The sequence below is a fragment of the Pseudomonas sp. A014 genome (assembly GCF_052378495.1).
GTDB classification, from domain to species: Bacteria; Pseudomonadota; Gammaproteobacteria; order Pseudomonadales; family Pseudomonadaceae; genus Aquipseudomonas; species Aquipseudomonas machongensis.
Genome location: NZ_CP199001.1, coordinates 5,033,678 through 5,053,041, shown reverse-complemented (window position 1 = coordinate 5,053,041; position 19,364 = coordinate 5,033,678). Strand labels below are relative to the sequence as shown.

The following is a 19,364-nucleotide window of genomic DNA, read 5'->3' as shown; positions in this document are numbered from 1 at the left end:
CATGGCACAGCAGATAATCAACCTGGGCACCACACCAACCGGGGCTGGCGGTGACACGCCACGCAGCGCTTTCACGAAGGTGAACTTCAACTTCACAGACCTTTATGCCTTCCTTGCAACGCTCGGATCGGCCTCAACACGCTTTGTCGGTACGAGCGCCGGAAATGTGATGGAAGTGGGTGCGTTCGGCTTGGGTAGCACCAGTGGCGGCCTAAGCATCGCACCAAACAGCGCATTCACGTCAGGTTTCTACAAGTACAGCGCATCCGCAGCGGGTGCTCCGAACGGCAGTCAGGGCTCGCTCATCGTTTCTTCGATGGGTGGCAACTACATTCAGCAGCTTTCAATGTCGCTGCCCGCGTCGCTCTCGAATCCATACCTTGGCTACCGTCACTTCAGCGCCGAGGGTGCCCCTGGGCCATGGTGCAAGATTTATCACACCGGCAACACGACGATTGGCTCAGGTGGCGCCCTGTCGGCAGCATCGCCAGTTGTGCGCATCGCTGATGTCGAAAAGAGCGAGCGCCGTGACCTCCTCGAGCAGGAATTCCAGTTGGCCGGACCGTGGGGGGCAGCAAACGGTGAAGCGAGCGGTGTGACCGTCACACGAGTCGATGCGGGTGTTTATCGGATCGTTGGCGCGCTCGGCCTGGCAGTCGAAGGTTGGCGGATACAGGACCCATGTTCACCTGACGGCGGCCGCACGCTCGGCATCACAGAGAGCGAACAGGACGAGCAGGGCGTCGTGACCGTACGCCTGTTTAAGCAGCGCTGGACACTTGATGAGGAAGGCGAGATGCATCTGGGCAAAGGCGCCCCGCTCGATGTGCCGCTCAACAGCTGGATTGATGTGCGGCTCCAGATGCCGGCGATCCTGCCCGCCGAGCCCCCAGAAACACCAGTCGCCTAAATCTACACATCCGAAGGAAGACCGCCGCTGGCGGTATTTTTTTGCCTGGAGAACCCGAATGCCTATCACTGAGCAGCAGCTGCTGCAGATCCTCCCCAATGCCCGCCCTGTTGCGGGCATTTTTGTGCCCGCACTCAACCGCGCGATGCTGCGCTGGAAGATCGATAGCCGCCTGCGCATCGCGGCCTTCCTGGCCCAGGTCGGTCACGAGTCCGGCCAGCTGCGCAACTTGGTGGAGAACCTCAACTACAGCGCCGAGGCCCTGGTGCGCACCTGGCCAAGTCGTTTCACGGCGCAGAATGCCGGCGCATATGCCAGGCAGCCGGAGAAGATCGCGAACCGCGTATACGGTGGCCGTATGGGCAACGGCCAGGAAACGTCTGGCGACGGCTGGCGGTACCGTGGGCGCGGCCTGATCCAGCTGACCGGTCGCGACAACTACCGCGCCGCTGGCCAGGCCCTGGGCCTACCCCTGCTCGAACAACCTGAACTGCTCGAGCAGCCCGAACACGCAGCCGCTTCAGCCGCCTGGTGGTGGTCACAGCGCGGCCTGAACGAACTGGCCGACGCAGGTCGAATTCAGGATATCGGCAGCATCATCAACACCGGCCAGCCTGGGCGCGTGCCGCATGGCGCTGCTGAGCGGAAAGCGCTGTATGACCTGGCTGTGCGGGTGCTGGCGTGAACGGTTGGGGCCTGCGGGTGATCGCGCTGCTGGCTGTTGTCGGTTCGTACTGGTTTGTGTACGAGCATGGGCGATCAGTGGAGCGCGCCGATGCTGCCGCAGTATCTGCGCAGCGCGACAGCGGCGATCGCCTGGTCGAGGTGCTCGGTGAGCGCGGTGCTCGAGCAGAAGAACAACGACGCGCTGCGGCGCAGGAGCAGGCGAGGGCCGATGCACATGAACAGAGAACGATTGCTGATGCTGGCGCTTCTGGCGCCGATGCTGCTGGTCAGCGGCTGCGCGACGACAGCGCCAATTTCGCCGCCACCGTCAGTTGTCCCGGCACGGATACCGCCGCTATCGCCAGAGGCAAGGCAGCCACCCGCGCCGCAATGGTGCTCTCCGACTTGCTCGCACGGGCTGATGCTCGAGCGGGAGAACTGGCGGCAGCTTATGACAAAACCCGAATAGCCGGCTTGGCCTGTGAAGCGTCCTATAATGGCCTGACAAAGCCATCGGGGTAGGTCAGTGAAGCGAACGCTTGAAGGAATGGTCGCCGCCGGTGAAGAGTTGCTTCGCCAGGCGCTCGACGCCAATCGACGCCTACAGCAGGCCGTGGCTGATGGTGAGCCCCCCGAGGAGGTCGAGCGGCATCGAGTATTGGCCGATCGGCTTTACCGCCAGGTGACCGAGCATCAGCTCATCGCCGCCGGCGAGGCACCTCATATCATCCACTGATCGCCATGGAGGCGAGCATGAAGGACAAGCGCGAAGTCGTGATGCCAGACCATCAGGTCTACAAGGATGTTGAGGAGGCTATGAGGCGCCATCTTGAGGCACAAGAGGCCGGCCTGCCTGCGGATGAGGTGGAGCGCTTGCGGCTGATTTTGGAATCACAGATCAAGGCGGCCCATCAGTACCATTCCAATGCCATGGGGCGAGCGCCGCTGAATCGTCACTGATCTGGACTGATCAGCTCAGGCCCTTGGCGATCCCTAACCTGTCATACCCGTTGCCGGCGGCCTAAATGAGGCACAAAAGTCGGGGCGCCCATCTCGTCGGCAGATATAGCAGGTCTGCCTCCTCGGTCCGCTGTCATCTACGTGCTCAAACTATTGGCCGAGTTCAACGGCTCACCCATCAGACCTCAATGCGTTCATCCAAGCGGAGATGTCAGATTGAAACCATGCCACGGATTTAGGTCCGATTTTCACTTGCTTCGGAAATTTCCCCTCGCGGATTCGAGTGTAGATGGTATTCCTGCCCATTCCTGTAACGTGGATGACCTCTTTGAGGCGTAGGAAGCGATCATGCTCAGCTGAAATCATAGTAACCCTCCTCGTACCCGCGATGACTTGTCCTCAGTCTAGACCTGATGTGTCAGTAAGGAGTGGTTCTGAGCACCGGTTCATGGCAGACCTTTTTCGTCCAGGCATGGGGTGCGGTCGAGGCGAAGCTGGTGCTGTAACTCACGCCGCCAACCTCAATACGCTAGAAGCTTTAGGAGATACACCTGGATGCTACGCTGTACGGCAATTCCCTGAGATGCCTGGAGGCTCCTACGACCATGCTGATATCGATTTCCCAAGAGGCTGAAATCCTAGGGGTGAGTAGGTCAACCGCCTACCGTCTCGCAAAGCTCGGTAGGCTGCCATGCGTGAGAAGCTTCGGACCAGTGAGGATTCATCGGCAAATGCTTCTGGATCAGATTGCAGCGGAAGCGGAAAGCAGTACCGACCTAGAGCCTTCTGGCCCAGGAGAGAGTATGGCGGTTCGGCGTGCGAAGACAGAGCCATACCGGACTTCCAGGCAGCTCGAGCAAGAGATGGAGCGCCTGCTATCACTCAAACCTTCGAGAACAAAATGAGACCCCGTAAGGCATGCATTCGAAGACCGCTGCGGTGGTCAGTCGATTGCGGGCGGCATGAGCAAAAATCGACCCAGCAGCGATCCTCGGTCAGGGTAGACCAATTTACACAAGGTAGAACACTTTGCGGAATCACGAGAGTGTCGTACCCACGTCGCGCACGCTTGAAGGAATGGCCCTGGCCGATGAGTCGCTCATGCAGCAAGCGGTGGACGTGATGCGGCAGTATCACGACGCCCGGCTTGCCGATGCACCAGCAGCGGAGGTAGAGCCACTGAGGCTGCCTATGGCCGACTATCAGCTCAGGGAAGTTGCTGCGGAATCGAGGCGCCTCCGCTTGATTGATCGGCAAGGCCGACAGCGTGGAGGTGAATGTAAGGGCGCTGCTGGCTGAGCGTCGGCAGCGGATCGAGTGCGAGCGCTTGTTGGAGGCGGCCATAAGCGCGTGCAGATGACGCGATGAAGCTAGCTCATGTGCTTGGCTTGGTCGGTAAATACCTTAGATGCCAACGCCGCCCCTATGATTGTTTTGATGGTATCCAGTTGCTTCTGGTCTAAAAAACACCACGGGGTAATCCAGTGGAAAACCAACGCTGCGGTCATGAGCATGAAGCTAACGATCAGAAACCAAAAAATGGTCTTTCGTGCTCTGGAAGCATGGTTCCTAAAGTCTTCATCCCGTTTGTGCCTATTTTTTGCGGCGTCCTGCTCAAGCGTTCCTGCTGCCAGCGACTGTGCTTCGGCAGAAGACTTTTCATCGCTTGGCTTCTCCGATGGCTGAATCTCAGGCCCTGGGATTTGAAGGATGCCAAGCTGCTCTTCAATCGGCGAATCAGTTGGTCCTTGCGCCAATTCCGTGAGTCCTTTCATGGTAAAGCCGCTGATAATGATCCCGAATCACTTCGTCAGAAATGACCAATCCTAAATGGTCAGGTCGGAACGTCATTGACCAAGGTGTAGCCTGAGCGTGGGTGATCTGCGAAAGCTGCAGTCCCGACAAATGGCCATACCGCGCAAGCGTCTGATCAATGATTGCAGATTCGAATTGATCCATTGGCGCGTCGGCATGAGACCCCCACCAAGTGTTTATCTTGGATGTGACTGGGCTATCCCGATACGACTTGATCTGGTGATAGAGGTCCGGGATCACTGGGCCATACTTCCAGGCCTCAACATTGTCTTTAATAAGAGGCCTGCCGTAGAGTCCCAGCATCCAACCGTGACACAGATACACCAGCTTCAGCAGCTGCATCGGCGTGAAATAGCGAGGCGGCACGGAGCGCTGGCCCCGCTCAATGATCTCATTCGCTATCTGTATTGACGTATGCATTAGTGTCTCCAATGGGCCGTTTCCGTGACCCAGCTGGCACCCTTCGTGGATGCTAACAGCCAGCAACATCGCTGGCGGTCGATAACAGTACCATAGCTAATATTTGGTGTGAAACCAAAAAGTCAATACTGTTTATGTGTACAGCTTGGCATGCCTTTCATGCTGTCATTAAGCTGGCATACCCTAGCCAAATCAGCCCATTAGGGCACAAAAAAGGCACTTGAGCGATCCGCTAAGTGCCTGATTTGTAAGGATTGTTTGGTGGAGCCGGGGGGATTTGAACCCCCGTCCGCCAGTACTCCGCTGTCGGTACTACATGCTTAGCCGTGTCTACTGAGTTAATCCGCAGCCGCCCGACGGGCAGGGTGCTTTGGACGAGTTGGGTAAGTTTTAGTCGCTTTGCCCCCAACGTGCTACACGACGATCCTGTTCTGTATGACAATCACTTCGGGTTTACAGGCATCCCCTGGTGATTGCTGGAGCCGAAGCTACCAGGAGAGCGGGCTCAGCTGCTTACGCAGCGAGAGCGTAGCCCTCGTAGTTTTCGTCATTGGCAACTATAGAAAGTTGCAACAGTGGATTTACGAGTTCTGTTACCAACTCGGCATGCACCTAGAGTTTCGCTACCGGCGTCGAATCCTAATCGGCCCCACACTCAGCTCTAGCTGACGTATCTCTCGACACGTGCCGCCGAGTATACGCCTTTGCACGGGCGGCGTCGACTGCTGGTGCCGCCGCCCGTTGCAACAGAGCGGCTCAGGCGCCGCTTCCGCCGGCCGAGCCGCTGCCTTTCTCGGTCTTTTCCAGGCGCTCCAGCACCTTGCTGGTGATGGCGATGCACTCTTTGGTGTCACCTTTGGCCTGGGCGGCCTTGGCTTTGTCGACATGCTCGGTGAGTGCCTTGTCCAGGCCTTCGGACGTGGCGCCGGCGGTGGTCATGCTGTCGTCGATCTTCTGCAGGTTGATCGTGCACAGGTCATCGGCAGCGAATACAGGCGAGGCCAGCAGGGTGGCGGCCGCGAAGAGGGCGGAAAGCGCTGTACCTTTCATGGGTGTCTCCTGGTGAAGGCCTCTGGAAGGTGGGCCTGAAGGGTGGACTGTGGCCATTGGCCAAGGGTTCCATCGGGTTGATCGGGCGATCCACCAAACCCGTCGCGAGTAAAGAGGGTGAGGCAACGGGTCACGCGGCAAACAACCACACAGCCTGCCCTGGCATTCGGGACTATGCTTCCCAACAGCCGTTGATCTGGATCAATCGTTCCAGATGAAACGAGTTGGCCGCCTGGCCAGAATCCCTGCGATCGAACAGAACAATTCGACAACAGCGCACTCGATTACCGTGGGGGCAGTGAGCGCGAGGGTCACGAGCCCGAACGCCCGGATTACCTGAAGAGGAAGCACTATGTTCGGTTTAGAGGCCTTGGAGCTCGCCCGAATCCAGTTTGCGTTTACCGTATCCTTCCACATCCTGTTCCCGGCCATCACCATTGGCCTGGCGAGCTACCTGGCGGTCCTCGAAGGCCTCTGGCTGAAGACCCACGACAATGTCTACCGCGACCTCTACCACTTCTGGTCGAAGATCTTTGCCGTCAACTTCGGCATGGGGGTGGTCTCGGGGTTGGTCATGGCCTATCAGTTCGGCACCAACTGGAGCCGTTTCTCTGATTTTGCCGGTGCCGTTACCGGGCCTTTGCTGACTTACGAAGTGCTCACTGCCTTCTTCCTCGAAGCGGGTTTCCTGGGGGTCATGCTGTTCGGCTGGAACCGCGTGGGGCGGGGGCTGCACTTCTTCGCCACGGTGATGGTGGCGCTCGGCACGCTGGTGTCGACCTTCTGGATCCTTGCCTCCAACAGCTGGATGCAGACGCCCCAGGGCCACGAGATCATCGATGGCCGGGTGGTGCCGGTCGACTGGCTGATGGTCATCTTCAACCCTTCGTTCCCCTACCGCCTGATGCACATGGCCACCGCTGCGTTCGTGGCCACGGCGTTCTTCGTCGGTGCGTCGGCGGCCTGGCATCTGCTGCGCGGGCGGGATAATCCCGCGGTGCGCAAGATGCTGTCGATGGCCATGTGGATGGCGCTGATCGTCGCGCCGATCCAGGCGGTGATCGGCGACTTCCATGGCCTGAACACGCTCAAGCATCAGCCGGTGAAGATCGCCGCCATCGAGGGTCACTGGGAGAACAAGCCCGGCGAGCCGACGCCGCTGATCCTGTTCGGCATCCCCGATATGAAAGCCGAGACCACGCGCTTCAAGGTGGAGATTCCAGCGTTGGGCAGCCTGATCCTGACCCACAGCCTGGACAAGCAAGTGCCGGCGATGAAGGAGTTCCCGCCTGAAGACCGGCCGAATTCGACCATCGTGTTCTGGTCGTTCCGGGTCATGGTCGGGCTGGGCTTCCTGATGATCTTCGTCGGCCTGTGGAGCCTTTGGCTGCGCAAGCGCGGCACGCTCTATACCTCGCGGCCGTTCCTCCACCTCACGTTGTGGATGGGGCCGTCGGGGTTGATTGCGATTCTTGCGGGCTGGTTCACCACCGAGATCGGTCGTCAGCCGTGGGTGGTGTATGGGCTGATGCGCACGGCGGACGGGGTATCGAACCACAGCTACGGGCAGCTCGGCTTCACCCTGGTGATGTTCGTGGTGGTGTACTTCGCGCTGTTCGGTACCGGTCTGGGCTACATGATGCGCCTAGTGCGCAAAGGGCCGCACACCGGGGAGGGCGACGCACAGCCGCCGGGCGGTCCGGGGCAGAAACGCACGCCAGCGCGGCCGTTGTCGGCTGCCGACGACGGTGGCGCGGACCACGATACTGCCAGCCTGAACAAGGGGAACTGAGCCATGGGTATCGATCTTCCGCTGATCTGGGCCGTGATCATCATCTTCGGGGTGATGATGTATGTGGTCATGGATGGCTTCGACCTGGGAATCGGCATGCTCTTCCCCTTCGTCAAGGGCGAGCGTGACCGTGATGTGATGATGAACACCGTCGCCCCGGTGTGGGACGGCAACGAGACCTGGCTGGTGCTGGGCGGGGCGGGGCTGTTCGGGGCTTTCCCGATGGCCTATTCGGTGGTGCTCGAGGCGCTGTACCTGCCGCTGATCCTGATGTTGGTGGGCCTGATCTTCCGTGGCGTGGCCTTCGAGTTCCGCTTCAAGGCCAAGGACGACAAGCGTCACCTGTGGGACAAGGCGTTCATCTGGGGTTCGCTGGTGGCCACGTTCTTCCAGGGCGTGGCGCTGGGGGCCTTCATCGAGGGCTTCAAGGTGGTAGACCGCCACTACGCTGGTGGCGCATTTGACTGGCTGACGCCGTTCAGCATCTACAGCGGCCTGGGGCTGATCGTGGCGTACACGCTGTTGGGTTGCACCTGGCTGATCATGAAGACCGAAGGGCCGCTGCAGAAGCAGATGCATGACCTGGCGCGGCCGCTGGCGCTGGTGCTGCTGGTGGTGATCGGCATCGTCAGCCTGTGGACGCCGCTGGCTTATCCGCAGATCGCCGATCGTTGGTTCAGCATGCCCAACCTGATCTGGTTCATGCCGGTACCGGTGTTGGTGCTGGTGACCTTCTATGGGTTGCTCAAGGCGGTGGCGCGCAACGCCAACTACACACCGTTCCTGCTGACCCTGGTGCTGATCTTCCTGGGCTATAGCGGCTTGGGCATCAGCCTGTGGCCGAACATCATCCCGCCGTCGATCTCGATCTGGGATGCCGCTGCGCCAGCGCAGAGTCAGGGCTTCATGCTGGTGGGGACGCTGTTCATCCTGCCGTTCATCCTGGGGTACACCTTCTGGAGCTACTACGTGTTCCGCGGCAAGGTGACCCACGACGATGGCTACCACTAGGGAGGGCCGGGCGATGGATATCGAGGAGAAGAAACCGCTGTGGCAGCGCCTGGGTTGGCTGGTGCTGATCTGGGCGCTGAGTGTCGCGGCGCTGGGGATCGTGGCCTATGGCATGCGCATGTTCATGAGTGCGGCGGGATTGAGTACGCATTGAGCCGGGTAGGAGCACCTTCCTGGTTCAAAATCTAAAGGCCAGCCCAGTCCTTGTGGGAGCGGGCTGGTCCCGCGATCACCGGCGCAGCCGGTGCCAGACACCGCACTGCCCTTTTCGCGGGACCAGTCGGGACGCCGAACCGCCGCTCTCACAGAGGTCACGTCCGGTTTAATGGACGCTGTTGCGGGCGATTTCCAGATCATTCAGCAGGCCTTTGGCCAGTGCGCTGAGGTAATGCAGTGCTGTGATGGAGGCCGGGGCGGCCTGTTCCTGGTCGCTCAGGTCGCGGATACAGCCCACTAATACCGAGACTTCCTCCAGCACCCGCTCCGGTGACAGGCCGGGTTGCACGCGGAACATGTCCAGGAAGCTTGCGACGCCTGCGGTGGTGTAGTCGTTGGGGTAATCACTCATGGTCGAGCCCTCGCATCTACGGGGCTGGGGATGAAGCGGGGTGGGTCGGGGACGATCTTTTTCATGGCGAATATCCAGTATCGATAGATGAAACCGCCGTTCATCCTTCTCACCAGATGAGGGTGGCAGCCGCGTATGGGGTGAGAAAACCGAGGATACTGGAACCCGGCCAGACCGAAGTCTGCCCATACACGGCCGCCATGACTGCAAGCCTGGGTCAATATCGTTCGGGTTTCTCACGCCCGGTCGCCAACTCGACGACCCAGCGACGGTATCCCTGAGACATTTCCCCGACAATCAAGACGCTTCCGCAAAATGCGTAGGATAGTTCCCAGGAAGATTTGCTTGAAGCTGGCAGGCTGCAGATTCAGAAACGTCCTATCCGGCGCCTGAATTTTTTGTGGGAGCGGGCTTGCCCGCGAAAAGGACACTGCGGTGGATGGCACCGGCTTCGCCGGTGATCGCGGGACAAGCCCGCTCCCACAGAAGACTGGGTCCCACAGAAGACTGGCTGGTTTCAAACCCTAAGCCTTGGCCCGGCATTGGGCTGGCCTTTGGATTATTTACAAGACAGTTGGCCCTACGATCACTTGCGCGCCTTGAGCACCACGAACTTCGGCGTCGCCGCGACCTGCTCCACACCGCGGAACAACCGCGACAGCTTGCTGTGATAGCCCAGGTGGCGATTGCCGACGATGTATAGCGCGCCGCCGACCACCAGCGCCTCCCGGGCCTGCTGGAACATGCGCCAGGCGAGGAAGTCGCCAACCACCTGCTGCTGGTGGAATGGCGGGTTGCACAGCACCACATCCAGCGACTGCTTCTGCTGCCCGGCCAGACCATCATCAGCATGGATGTCCGCCGCGCGATCACCCAGTGCCGCCCGCCAGTTTTCCCGCGCCGATTGCACGGCCATGTACGACTCGTCCACCAGGGTGTAGTGCGCATCCGGGTTGACCTGTGCACTGGCGATGGCCAGCACGCCATTGCCGCATCCCAGGTCGGCGACGCGGGCGCTGCCGAGGTTGCGCGGCAGGTGCGGGAGGAAAGCGCGGGTGCCGATGTCCAGGCCTTCGCGGCAGAACACGTTGGCATGGTTGACCAGCTCCAGCGCTGGGCTGTCCAGGCGGTAGCGGGTGGGGTAGGGCGAGGTGGCGACAGGTCGCTCGCCGACCGTGGCGATCAACAGGCGTGCCTTTTTCTGCGCAAGCGACGCCTGGACCGGGCCGATGTACTGCTCCATCAGGTCGCCGGCGGCGCGGGGCAGGTGCTTGATCATCGCCCCGGCGATCACCTCGGCGCCGGGCGCCAGCTTGCCTTGCAGGCGGATCAATTGTTCCTCGAGCAATGCGAGGGTCTTGGGCACGCGAATCAGCACACGGTCGAACGGCCCTTGCCAATGCTCGCTGGAGGGTATGAAGGGCACGGCGTCGTAGGGTTTGCCATTGCGCGCGAGGTTTTTTTCCAGGGCCAGGTGGGCCAGGTGGGAGTCGCCGCTGCTGGTCACCTGCACATGGCCGGTGAGACTAGCCGCCAGGGCGCCGAAGCTGTCGTTGAGGATCAGCACGCGACACGTGGTTTGCGGTGCCTGGGCTGCCAAGTGGCTCAGCAGGTACTCGTCGGCAGCGTCGAAGGCTTGCAGGGGGTCGTTGTTCTGCTCCGGTTGACGGATCAGGTCGAGTTCGGCGAATGGGCTGGTCAGCAGGGGCATGGGGGAACGGGCTCGATGCGGCTTTGCCTGCGGTGGATGATCGCAAGCGTCAAAGCGTTCGATTCTACAGGGCTTTGCCGGTAGCGGGCAGTTACTTCCAGATCAGGCCGCGGGCGGCGGCAACGGCGGCGGCAGCGGTCTTGTTGGACACGCCGAGCTTGGTGATCACACTGCGGATATGGAAGTTCACGGTACTCTGCGACAACGAGAGAATGCAGGCGATGTCGGACGCGGTCTTGCCGTCAGCGGTCCACTTGGTGACTTCCAGCTCACGGTCGGTCAGGGCAGGGGCTGGGTCCATCAGTGTGCGGTGATGTTCGCAGATCAGTTCATGCAGTACGTTGTGCAGCCAGAGCAATTGTGCGCTCTTGGTCAGGAATTCGAGCGTCGAGACCTTGTGCTCGGGGCGGGCCACGCTGAGCTGGCTGGCGTGGTTGATGTGGTCGTAGAGCGCCTGCGTCCACCCATGACGCAGGCCATGGCTGCAAGCGAGGCTGCGGTATTCGGGGGCTTCGTCGTAGAGCTTGTCTTCCCAGAGCACCGGGACCGTGGAGCGGCGGCTGAGGGCTATGATGGGGTCTTGCTCGATGAAGTTGCGATCCGCCTGGTAGTGGGCATTCCATTCTTTTGGAAAATTGTTGTACAGAATTACATGGGCACGTTGCGCGGGAACATGCAGGTGCAGGGCAAGCCCCAGGTACTCCATGTCCATCTCCTGAACGAGTGCGATGGCGTGGTCGAACATACGTTCGGGGTGCCTTTCGCCCAGTAATATCTGGAGATTTTCCGGCTTCCAATGCGACATGTTGTTGCTCCAAGTGGATCCACATTTTGGCGACATCCATCCGAGTGTAGGAAAAGCCCACCAAAGCGCTGGAAATTTTTCGCTATAGCGCATGTTCAAAAGTGGATTTTGTTGTACCGAATCTATACGAGACCCTACAGCTCCTCGGTGTTCCTGGGCGCCACTTTGCGCCACACTTGGCGCATTCACCTCGGGAGTCCGTCATGACCGCCAGTGCCGACAAATTCACTTCACAAACCCTGCTCGATGTCCAACCCCTGACGCCGAACCTTTTCAGCCTGCGTGTAACCCGTGATGCGGGGTTCCGTTTCCGTGCCGGGCAGTTCGCGCGCCTTGGGGTGGCCAAGGCCGACGGCAGTGTGGTGTGGCGGGCCTACTCGATGGTCAGCGCGCCCCATGACGAGTTTCTTGATTTCTTTTCCATCGTGGTGCCGGGCGGTGAGTTCACCAGTGAGCTGAGCCGGCTGGGAAAGGGTGACACCCTGCTGATCGACCGCCAGGCCTTCGGCTACCTGACCCTGGACCGCTTCGTCGGTGGCCGCGACTTGTGGCTGCTGGCCACAGGCACGGGTATCGCCCCCTTCGTGTCGATCCTCCAGGACTTCGAGGCCTGGGAACGCTTCGACAACATCAAGCTGGTGTATTCGGTGCGTGAAGCCAAGGAGTTGGCGTACGTGGATCTGATCGCCGGGCTTGAACAGCGCGACTACCTGGCCGAGTTCGCCGGCAAGCTGCAGTTCATTCCGGTGGTCACGCGTGAGGTGCACCCTGGCGCACTGAATGCGCGGATCACCACGCTGATCGAGAACGGCGAGCTGGAGCGGGCTGCGGGGCTTGAATTTTCGCCGGAGCATTCGAGGATCATGCTGTGCGGCAACCCTGAAATGATCGACGAGACACGCAAGGTGCTGAAGGCGCGCGACCTGCAACTGAGCCTGAGCAAGCGGCCGGGGGAGGTGGCGGTGGAGAACTACTGGTAGGAACGCTATCCGGGGCCGTATCGCGGCCCCGGAACGTTTTGGTCAGGGCTGGCGGTTCTGCGCCTTGAGCAGGTCGCGGATCTCGGTCAGCAGGGTTTCCTGCGGCGTCGGCACCGGCGGGGTGGTGGGCGCCACGGCCTCTTCGCGCTTGAGGCGGTTGATCGCCTTCACGCCCATGAAGATGGCGAAGGCCACGATCACGAAGTCGATGACGGTCTGGATGAACTTGCCGTAAGCCAGCACCACTGCCGGGATATCACCCTGCGCAGCCTTGAGCGTGATCGCCAGGTCACTGAAGTCCACCCCGCCGATCAGCAGGCCCAGTGGCGGCATGATCACGTCGCCCACGAACGACGAGACGATCTTGCCGAAGGCCGCGCCGATGATGATACCAACCGCCATGTCGACGACATTTCCCTTGACCGCGAAGGCCTTGAACTCGCTGAGCACGCCCATGTTTTATTCCTTTGTAACAAATGGTGAGGTAAACGCAGTGTAAGCCACTAAAACGCTTCATGCGCTGCATTCAGGGCTACAGACTGCCATTAGAACGAATAGTTTTGTCGCACGCAGCCGCGCCCGAGGCACATCGGGCTTGGGCTATCATGGCAGTCTTTGCCCAGGAGACTGACCCGATGGCCAAGGCCAAGCGCTTGTATGGCTGCACCGAGTGCGGCGCGACCTTTCCCAAATGGGCCGGCCAGTGTGGCGAATGCGGCGCCTGGAACACCCTGGTCGAGACCATGATCGAAAGCGGCGGCGCTGCAGCGCCTGCCGGGCGTGCGGGCTGGACCGGGCAGCAGGCGCAGATCAAGACCCTGGCCGAGGTGAGTGTCGAGGAGATCCCGCGCTTCACCACCAGCAGCACCGAACTCGACCGTGTGCTCGGCGGCGGCCTGGTCGATGGTTCGGTGGTGCTGATTGGCGGTGACCCGGGTATCGGCAAGTCCACCATCCTGCTGCAGACCCTGTGCAACATCGCCACGCAGATGCCTGCGCTGTACGTCACCGGCGAGGAGTCGCAGCAGCAGGTGGCCATGCGTTCGCGGCGCCTGGGCCTGCCCCAGGACCAGCTCAAGGTGATGACCGAAACCTGCATCGAAACCATCATCGCCACGGCGCGGGTTGAAAAACCGCGGGTGATGGTGATCGACTCGATTCAGACCATCTTCACCGAGCAGCTGCAATCGGCTCCCGGTGGCGTGGCCCAGGTGCGCGAGAGCACGGCGCTGCTGGTGCGTTATGCCAAGCAGAGCGGCACGGCGATCTTCCTGGTTGGCCACGTGACCAAGGAAGGCTCGCTGGCAGGCCCGCGGGTGCTCGAGCACATGGTCGACACCGTGCTGTATTTCGAGGGCGAATCGGACGGACGCCTGCGCCTGCTGCGAGCGGTGAAGAACCGTTTCGGCGCGGTCAACGAGCTGGGTGTGTTCGGCATGACCGACCGTGGCCTGAAGGAGGTGTCCAACCCTTCGGCGATCTTCCTCAACCGCACCCAGGAAGAGGTGCCGGGCAGCGTGGTGATGGCCACCTGGGAGGGCACCCGGCCGATGCTGGTCGAGGTTCAGGCGCTGGTCGACGACAGCCACCTGGCCAACCCGCGACGGGTCACCCTGGGCCTGGACCAGAACCGCCTGGCGATGTTGCTGGCGGTGTTGCACCGCCACGGCGGCATTCCCACCCATGACCAGGACGTGTTCCTCAACGTGGTCGGCGGGGTCAAGGTGCTCGAGACCGCCTCTGACCTGGCGCTGCTGGCAGCGGTAATGTCGAGCCTGCGCAACCGCCCGTTGGCCCATGGCCTGCTGGTGTTCGGCGAGATCGGTCTTTCTGGCGAGGTGCGCCCGGTGCCCAGCGGCCAGGAGCGCCTGAAGGAGGCGGCCAAGCATGGCTTTAAACGCGCCATCGTGCCCAAGGGCAACGCCCCCAAGGAACCGCCGGCAGGCTTGCAGGTGATTGCGGTGACGCGTCTGGAGCAGGCCCTGGACGCACTGTTCGAGTGATCGCACTTCTTGCAAGTGATTCTCAGTAGCGAGTAGCATTCCGCCACCTTGCGACCACCAGCTGGAGTGCGTGTGGCGGAGTCCGACCTCAAGCGCTTGTTCATCAAGCATGCGAAAACCCTGCAGGGGCTGCTGACGCGCAAGGTGCGTGATCCGCAGCTCGCTGCCGATCTGGTGCAGGAAAGTTTCCTGCGCCTGGCCGAACAGCAGCGCCAGGAAACCATCGAAAACACGCCGGGCTACCTGTACCGCACGGCGCACAACCTGATGATCGACCACCTGCGCCAGCAACAGCGGCGCAAGACCGACCCGGTGCCCCACGAGGCTCTCGAAGGCATCCTCGAAGAACGCCCGGGGCTTGAGGAGCAGGCGGCGCGCGAGCAGCATCTGCGGCGCCTGCAAGCCATGCTCGAAGAGCTTCCCGAGCGCACCCAGCAGGTGTTTCGTCTCAACCGCCTGGAAGGCATGACCCACGCCGAGGTCGCCCGCCACCTGGGGATTTCCGACAGCTCCGTGCAGAAGCATCTGGCCAAGGCCCTGGCCTATGTGATGCAGTGCCTGCAGGACGGTGGATGACGAGCGGTTTACTGACAATTGCCCCTTCAGACGTCAGCCCAGACATAACCAGATCGCGAGAGAACCGTGTGAGCAGCGAGAACCAGCCCGAGCAAGCGATTCGCGAGCAGGCCGCCGAGTGGGCGGTGCGCGACAGTGCCGGCCCCTTGAGCGATGAGCAGCAGCGGGCGCTGGAGCAGTGGTGCGCCGCCGATCCGCGGCATGCCCAGGCCTATGAGTTCGCCCGCACGACCTGGGCCGACCTGGGATCCTTGGCGCAGATCGCGCCGCCTGTGCGCCGCGCATCGCCCTCCACGCTGGCCCGGCCAGTGCCTCGCCGTTCGCGCCTGCGCCGGGCGATGACCGGCGTGGCTGCACTGCTGGTGCTGGCCTTTGGTGTCGCGCAGGCGCCGCAGTTGCTGCTGGACTGGCGTGCGGACTACATCACCGCGGCCGGCGAAGTTCGCCGCGTGACGTTGCCTGATGGCAGCCAGGTCGACCTGGACAGCCGCAGCGCCATCACCCTGGCCTTCGACGACCGCGAGCGGCGTGTGCGCCTGCTGGCGGGGGAGGCGGTGTTCAGCGCCGCGCCGGTGTCGGCGCAGGAGCGCAGACCCTTCGTGGTCGAGTATGCCGGGGCGACCACTCGCGCGCTGGGCACGCGCTTCGTGGTGGGGCAGGCGGGCGAGGGCGGTTGGGTCGGGATGCTCGAACACCGCGTGGCCGTCGATCTGCTGACACCGCCAGCGCGTGGCCGTACCGATCAGGTGGTCGAGCAGGGGCAGAGCGTGCGTTATGACCACGCCAGTGGTGTGAGGCCCTGGCCGGAGCAGAATCTGCAGCGCGCCACCGACTGGGAGCGTGGGGTGCTGGTGTTCGAGCGTCAGCCGCTGGCCGAGGTGGTGGCGCGGCTCAACCGCTATCGTCCGGGGCGCTTGATGGTGGTGGATTCGCAGTTGGCGCAGCGCGAGGTAAGCGGAGTGTTTCGCCTTGACCAGCTGGCGGCGGTTGGCGGGGTGTTGAGCGATGAGCTGCAGGCGCAGCGGCTCGAGCTGCCTGGGTTGACCTTGATCTACTGATCTTTGCTCGGTGGTGACTTTTTTCGCGGGCAAGCCCGCTCCTACAGGTACTCCACTGATTTCTGTAGGAGCGGGCTTGCCCGCGAAAAGAACACCACGGTGGACGGCACCAGCCATGCCAGTGAGCGCGCCCCCTTCAGCCCCCGCAAAATCTTTTTTCATTTCCCCTTACTGACTTTTCCACCCCCGCACGTCTGATTGTTGAGATTGATTTTCATTACTAGAAAACGCCAACAACAGACGAGCCTCCGCAGTGACCACGCCACGACAACAGACCCTTCGACCTTTCGGTCGCCTCGCCCTGGCCAGCAGCCTGGTCCTGGGCACCTGTGCCATGCCGATGGGGATCGGCATGGCGCACGCCGCGTCAGCGACCAATGCCGCCAGCCGCCAGATGATCCAGTTCGACATCCCGGCCCAGGCCCTCGACAGTGCCGTACTGGCCTACGCCGAGCAGTCGGGCGTGCAGGTGTTCTTCGACAGCCGCAAGCTGGCCGGGCTCAACAGCGCCGGCCTGCACGGCGCGCATGCCGCTGAAGACGGCCTGCGCCAACTGCTGCAGGGCACCCCGGTGCGCTATCGCTTCAGTGCGGCCGGCCAGGTAGGACTGGAGCGGGTGGAGGCCGATGGCCAGGCGCTGGAGCTGGGGGCTACGCATGTCGAGTCGACCCGTGACGGCGACTGGGTCTACATGACCCCGCGCTCGGTCAGCGTCGTCACGCGCAAGCAGATCGACCAGCGCCCGCCGCGCCACGCCGCCGACATGCTCGAGCAGACCGCCGGGGTATACACCGCGGTCAACCAGCGCGACCCCGGGCTCTCGGTGAACATTCGCGGTGTGCAGGACTACGGCCGGGTCAACATGAACATCGACGGCATGCGCCAGAACTTCAGCGTCAATGGCCACCAGCAGCGCAACGGCGTGATGTTCATCGACCCCGAGTTCGTGCAGAACGTCGAGATCGACAAGGGCACCTCCGCCGGTATGGGCGGCGCCGGGGTGATCGGCGGGATCGCCAGCTTCGCCACCATCGACGCCCGCGACCTGCTTGCCCCTGGCAAGGAAATCGGCGGCCGCCTGCGCGCCGGGCACGGTATCGGCGAGCTGGGCAACGGCACCTACTTCAACGGCAGTGCGCTGTTCGCCGTGGGCAACGACGTCGGCGACATCCTGGTCGGCCACAGCGAACGGCATTTTGGCGACTACCGCAGCGGCACGCAGAACGCCGGCAACCTCGGCACCCAGATGCGCGGCAAGCTCGAAGACCGTCAGGCCTGGAAGAGCTGGCTCAACGGCGAGGTCGGCGGCATGGACAGCGTGACCCGCTCGCAGATCTTCAAGCTCGGCCTGAACCTGCCCGATGAGCAGCGTCTGCAGTTCAGCTACTTCGAGACCGACACCGACAGCAAGGACGCCTGGACGGTAAAGGACTCCGGCAGCCACGACTACTACTACCGCGTCACTGGCACCAACGACATCAACGCCAGGAACGCGGCCCTGGACTACAGCTTCAATCCCAACGAGCTGATCGACTTCAAGGCCAAGCTTTACTACGTCACCACCCGCCAGGATCGCTGGAACGCCAACAACGCCTCGTCCGAGAACAGCGGCAACCGTGTCGAGGACTACACCGATCGCTACCAGACTGACACCTGGGGCCTGCAGTTGCAGAACACCTCGCGCTGGCACCTGTTCCAGGCCGACAGCCTCACGTTCAACTATGGCAGCGAGGCTTTCCAGGACACCTTCCGCCCCAGCACCAACCGTATCGCGGCGGTCAACGAGACCGAGTCGCTGCCGTACGTGCAGGGCGCGAACCCCAAGGGCAAGCGGGTCATGGCCAGCCTGTTCGGCAACCTCAGCTACGAGCATGACGACTGGCTGGTGGTCGATGCCGGGCTGCGCTATGACCGCTATCGCCTGACCGGCAAGACCGGCGTCACGACCTGGATGTACCCCGAGGGTGTCACCGAGACCAACCTTCGCCGTCAGCGCACCGACCTGTTGTTCGAGGAAGATCGCGAGGAAGGCCGCTTCTCGCCGACCGTCGGTATCGCCGTGAAGCCGGGGCTGGACTGGCTGCAGGTCTATACCCGCTGGGGCCGTGGCTGGCGTCCGCCGGCGGTGACCGAGGCGTACATGAGCGGCCGCCCGCATGGCGGGGGCAACGAGATGGTCTATCCCAACCCCTTCCTCAAGGCCGAGGAATCGCACAACTGGGAGCTGGGGCTGAACATCTTCAAGGAGTCGCTGCTGCGCAGTGGCGACCGCTTCGCCGCCAAGATCGCCTACTTCGACACCCGTATCGACAACTTCTCGTTTCTCGACACCAACGCCAGCCTGCCGGGCTCCAGCGTATCGGGCATCGCCCTGGGCCGCTCGGTGTACCAGAACAACCTTGAGACCACACAGTTTCGTGGCGTGGAATACAGCCTGGACTATGACGCCGGCGATTACTACGGCCAGCTCAGCTACACCCACATGATCGGCAGCAACGACTTCTGCTCCAACCAGTTCTACCTCGGCGGCGCCCAGCAACTGGTCAGCGCCGGTACCGTGCTGCGCCCGGTGCAGGTCGGCAGCCGCATCATCATGCTGCCGGTGCGGGTCTCGCGCGCCGAGGCCAATGCCACCGAGAACAACCGCGTCAGCTGCGGCGACATCATGGGCAACGCCTCCTATATGCCGGCCGACCGTGGCTCGCTGACCCTGGGCATGCGTTTTCTCGACAAGACCCTGGATGTCGGCATGCGCCTGCGCTACAGCGAGGGCAACGGCAAGAACCTCGACACCCACGGCTACAGCCAGATCGACCAGGCCATGTGGCCCAAATACAAGGTCTACGACCTGTACGCCAGCTACTGGATGACCCCCAGCCTGAACCTTGCGCTGTCGTTGGAGAACGCCACCGACGAGGCCTATTTCGTCGCCATGGGCGACGTCAACAACCTGTCCCTGGCCCGCGGCCGGACCTTGAGCGGCATGCTCGAATACCGATTCTGAAACACCCGCGTTCGCCCACTCCGGGCAACACGAGG

The 19,364-nt window shown here is 62.0% G+C and carries 22 protein-coding genes, 1 other RNA gene and 1 pseudogene; 15 read left to right on the top strand and 9 right to left on the bottom strand.

All coding sequences use genetic code 11. The features are described 5' to 3' along the window. The first annotated feature begins 1 nt into the window (after position 1). The 5 genes from ACTYOL_RS23475 to ACTYOL_RS23455 are packed head-to-tail and all read left to right on the top strand — an operon-like array spanning position 2 to position 2,536. On the top strand, positions 2–910 hold the full coding sequence (locus ACTYOL_RS23475) for a phage tail fiber protein (RefSeq protein WP_444757129.1): 909 nt from the start codon (positions 2–4) through the stop codon (positions 908–910). A 58-nt stretch (positions 911–968) separates the two neighbouring features. Next, positions 969–1,595: a glycoside hydrolase family 19 protein gene (locus ACTYOL_RS23470; RefSeq protein WP_444757128.1), complete on the top strand. Its 627-nt coding sequence runs from the start codon at positions 969–971 to the stop codon at positions 1,593–1,595. Beyond that, on the top strand, positions 1,592–2,098 hold the full coding sequence (locus ACTYOL_RS23465; protein ID WP_444757127.1) for a DUF2514 domain-containing protein: 507 nt from the start codon (positions 1,592–1,594) through the stop codon (positions 2,096–2,098). The genes ACTYOL_RS23470 and ACTYOL_RS23465 overlap by 4 nt, the downstream gene beginning before the upstream one ends. A 4-nt stretch (positions 2,099–2,102) precedes the next feature. Next, on the top strand, positions 2,103–2,312 hold the full coding sequence (locus ACTYOL_RS23460; protein ID WP_444757126.1) for a hypothetical protein: 210 nt from the start codon (positions 2,103–2,105) through the stop codon (positions 2,310–2,312). A 17-nt stretch (positions 2,313–2,329) separates the two neighbouring features. Further along, on the top strand, positions 2,330–2,536 hold the full coding sequence (locus ACTYOL_RS23455; RefSeq protein ID WP_200603313.1) for a hypothetical protein: 207 nt from the start codon (positions 2,330–2,332) through the stop codon (positions 2,534–2,536). A gap of 171 nt (positions 2,537–2,707) precedes the next feature. Here the strand turns inward: ACTYOL_RS23455 and ACTYOL_RS23450 are convergent, their stop codons facing one another. Beyond that, positions 2,708–2,902, bottom strand: coding sequence for a helix-turn-helix transcriptional regulator (locus ACTYOL_RS23450; protein WP_444757125.1), 195 nt, complete (start codon positions 2,900–2,902; stop codon positions 2,708–2,710). Positions 2,903–3,141: 239 nt separating this feature from the next. Here ACTYOL_RS23450 and ACTYOL_RS23445 point away from each other — a divergent pair, with 239 nt between their 5' ends. Both ACTYOL_RS23445 and ACTYOL_RS23440 read left to right on the top strand, forming a co-directional pair. Next, positions 3,142–3,441 (top strand): helix-turn-helix domain-containing protein, encoded by a 300-nt coding sequence (locus ACTYOL_RS23445; protein WP_444757124.1) that lies wholly within the window; start codon positions 3,142–3,144, stop codon positions 3,439–3,441. 350 nt (positions 3,442–3,791) lie between these two features. Continuing rightward, a pseudogene (locus tag ACTYOL_RS23440) lies at positions 3,792–3,896 on the top strand (hypothetical protein); the annotation flags it as partial. 10 nt (positions 3,897–3,906) lie between these two features. Here ACTYOL_RS23440 and ACTYOL_RS23435 read toward each other — a convergent pair. The 4 genes from ACTYOL_RS23435 to ACTYOL_RS23420 form a co-directional block, all read right to left on the bottom strand. Next, on the bottom strand, positions 3,907–4,311 hold the full coding sequence (locus tag ACTYOL_RS23435) for a hypothetical protein (protein ID WP_444757123.1): 405 nt from the start codon (positions 4,309–4,311) through the stop codon (positions 3,907–3,909). Beyond that, positions 4,274–4,693 carry a Panacea domain-containing protein gene (locus ACTYOL_RS23430; protein ID WP_444758175.1) on the bottom strand — a complete coding sequence of 140 codons (420 nt, stop codon included), beginning with the start codon at positions 4,691–4,693 and terminating at the stop codon, positions 4,274–4,276. Before ACTYOL_RS23430 ends, ACTYOL_RS23435 begins: the two co-directional genes overlap by 38 nt. A 337-nt stretch (positions 4,694–5,030) precedes the next feature. Next, positions 5,031–5,422, bottom strand: a transfer-messenger RNA (tmRNA) gene (gene ssrA / locus ACTYOL_RS23425). A gap of 105 nt (positions 5,423–5,527) precedes the next feature. Beyond that, positions 5,528–5,821, bottom strand: a complete 294-nt coding sequence (locus ACTYOL_RS23420) for a hypothetical protein (RefSeq protein ID WP_444757122.1) — start codon at positions 5,819–5,821, stop codon at positions 5,528–5,530. A gap of 352 nt (positions 5,822–6,173) precedes the next feature. On the opposite strand from ACTYOL_RS23420, the gene ACTYOL_RS23415 reads away from it, so the two are divergent. Genes ACTYOL_RS23415 through ACTYOL_RS23405 form a run of 3 tightly spaced genes read left to right on the top strand, consistent with a single transcriptional unit; the run spans position 6,174 to position 8,778 of the window. Continuing rightward, a complete protein-coding gene (locus ACTYOL_RS23415) occupies positions 6,174–7,613 on the top strand; it encodes a cytochrome ubiquinol oxidase subunit I (RefSeq protein ID WP_372822045.1) in 1,440 nt (479 codons plus the stop codon). Between the two features lie 3 nt (positions 7,614–7,616). Continuing rightward, on the top strand, positions 7,617–8,624 hold the full coding sequence (gene cydB / locus ACTYOL_RS23410) for a cytochrome d ubiquinol oxidase subunit II (protein ID WP_054894034.1): 1,008 nt from the start codon (positions 7,617–7,619) through the stop codon (positions 8,622–8,624). Positions 8,625–8,637: 13 nt separating this feature from the next. After that, a complete protein-coding gene (locus ACTYOL_RS23405; RefSeq protein ID WP_063546145.1) occupies positions 8,638–8,778 on the top strand; it encodes a DUF2474 domain-containing protein in 141 nt (46 codons plus the stop codon). A gap of 168 nt (positions 8,779–8,946) precedes the next feature. Here ACTYOL_RS23405 and ACTYOL_RS23400 read toward each other — a convergent pair whose 3' ends face one another. The 3 genes from ACTYOL_RS23400 to ACTYOL_RS23390 all read right to left on the bottom strand — a co-directional run bounded on the left by ACTYOL_RS23400 (position 8,947) and on the right by ACTYOL_RS23390 (position 11,708). Beyond that, the gene (locus ACTYOL_RS23400; RefSeq protein ID WP_444757121.1) at positions 8,947–9,192 is read right to left on the bottom strand and encodes a DUF3077 domain-containing protein; all 246 of its coding nucleotides are present in this window, start codon (positions 9,190–9,192) and stop codon (positions 8,947–8,949) included. Positions 9,193–9,778: 586 nt separating this feature from the next. After that, on the bottom strand, positions 9,779–10,903 hold the full coding sequence (locus tag ACTYOL_RS23395) for a methyltransferase (RefSeq protein ID WP_200603034.1): 1,125 nt from the start codon (positions 10,901–10,903) through the stop codon (positions 9,779–9,781). A gap of 91 nt (positions 10,904–10,994) precedes the next feature. Beyond that, positions 10,995–11,708 (bottom strand): autoinducer binding domain-containing protein, encoded by a 714-nt coding sequence (locus ACTYOL_RS23390; RefSeq protein ID WP_444757120.1) that lies wholly within the window; start codon positions 11,706–11,708, stop codon positions 10,995–10,997. Positions 11,709–11,911: 203 nt separating this feature from the next. Between ACTYOL_RS23390 and ACTYOL_RS23385 the strand changes: the two genes are divergently transcribed. Next, positions 11,912–12,688, top strand: a complete 777-nt coding sequence (locus ACTYOL_RS23385; RefSeq protein WP_444757119.1) for a ferredoxin--NADP reductase — start codon at positions 11,912–11,914, stop codon at positions 12,686–12,688. A gap of 42 nt (positions 12,689–12,730) precedes the next feature. Here the strand turns inward: ACTYOL_RS23385 and mscL are convergent, their stop codons facing one another. Beyond that, entirely contained in the window at positions 12,731–13,144 is a 414-nt protein-coding gene (gene mscL, locus ACTYOL_RS23380; protein WP_112899179.1) for a large-conductance mechanosensitive channel protein MscL, read from the bottom strand. A gap of 179 nt (positions 13,145–13,323) precedes the next feature. Here mscL and radA point away from each other — a divergent pair, with 179 nt between their 5' ends. The 4 genes from radA to ACTYOL_RS23360 all read left to right on the top strand — a co-directional run bounded on the left by radA (position 13,324) and on the right by ACTYOL_RS23360 (position 19,329). Next, a complete protein-coding gene (gene radA, locus ACTYOL_RS23375; RefSeq protein WP_054894041.1) occupies positions 13,324–14,691 on the top strand; it encodes a DNA repair protein RadA in 1,368 nt (455 codons plus the stop codon). A 72-nt stretch (positions 14,692–14,763) separates the two neighbouring features. Next, positions 14,764–15,267 carry an RNA polymerase sigma factor gene (locus ACTYOL_RS23370; RefSeq protein WP_197893252.1) on the top strand — a complete coding sequence of 168 codons (504 nt, stop codon included), beginning with the start codon at positions 14,764–14,766 and terminating at the stop codon, positions 15,265–15,267. 68 nt (positions 15,268–15,335) lie between these two features. After that, complete coding sequence (locus ACTYOL_RS23365) at positions 15,336–16,325, top strand: FecR family protein (RefSeq protein WP_444757118.1); 990 nt, start codon at positions 15,336–15,338, stop codon at positions 16,323–16,325. Between the two features lie 334 nt (positions 16,326–16,659). Then, entirely contained in the window at positions 16,660–19,329 is a 2,670-nt protein-coding gene (locus tag ACTYOL_RS23360; RefSeq protein WP_444758174.1) for a TonB-dependent hemoglobin/transferrin/lactoferrin family receptor, read from the top strand. Positions 19,330–19,364: the final 35 nt, after the last annotated feature.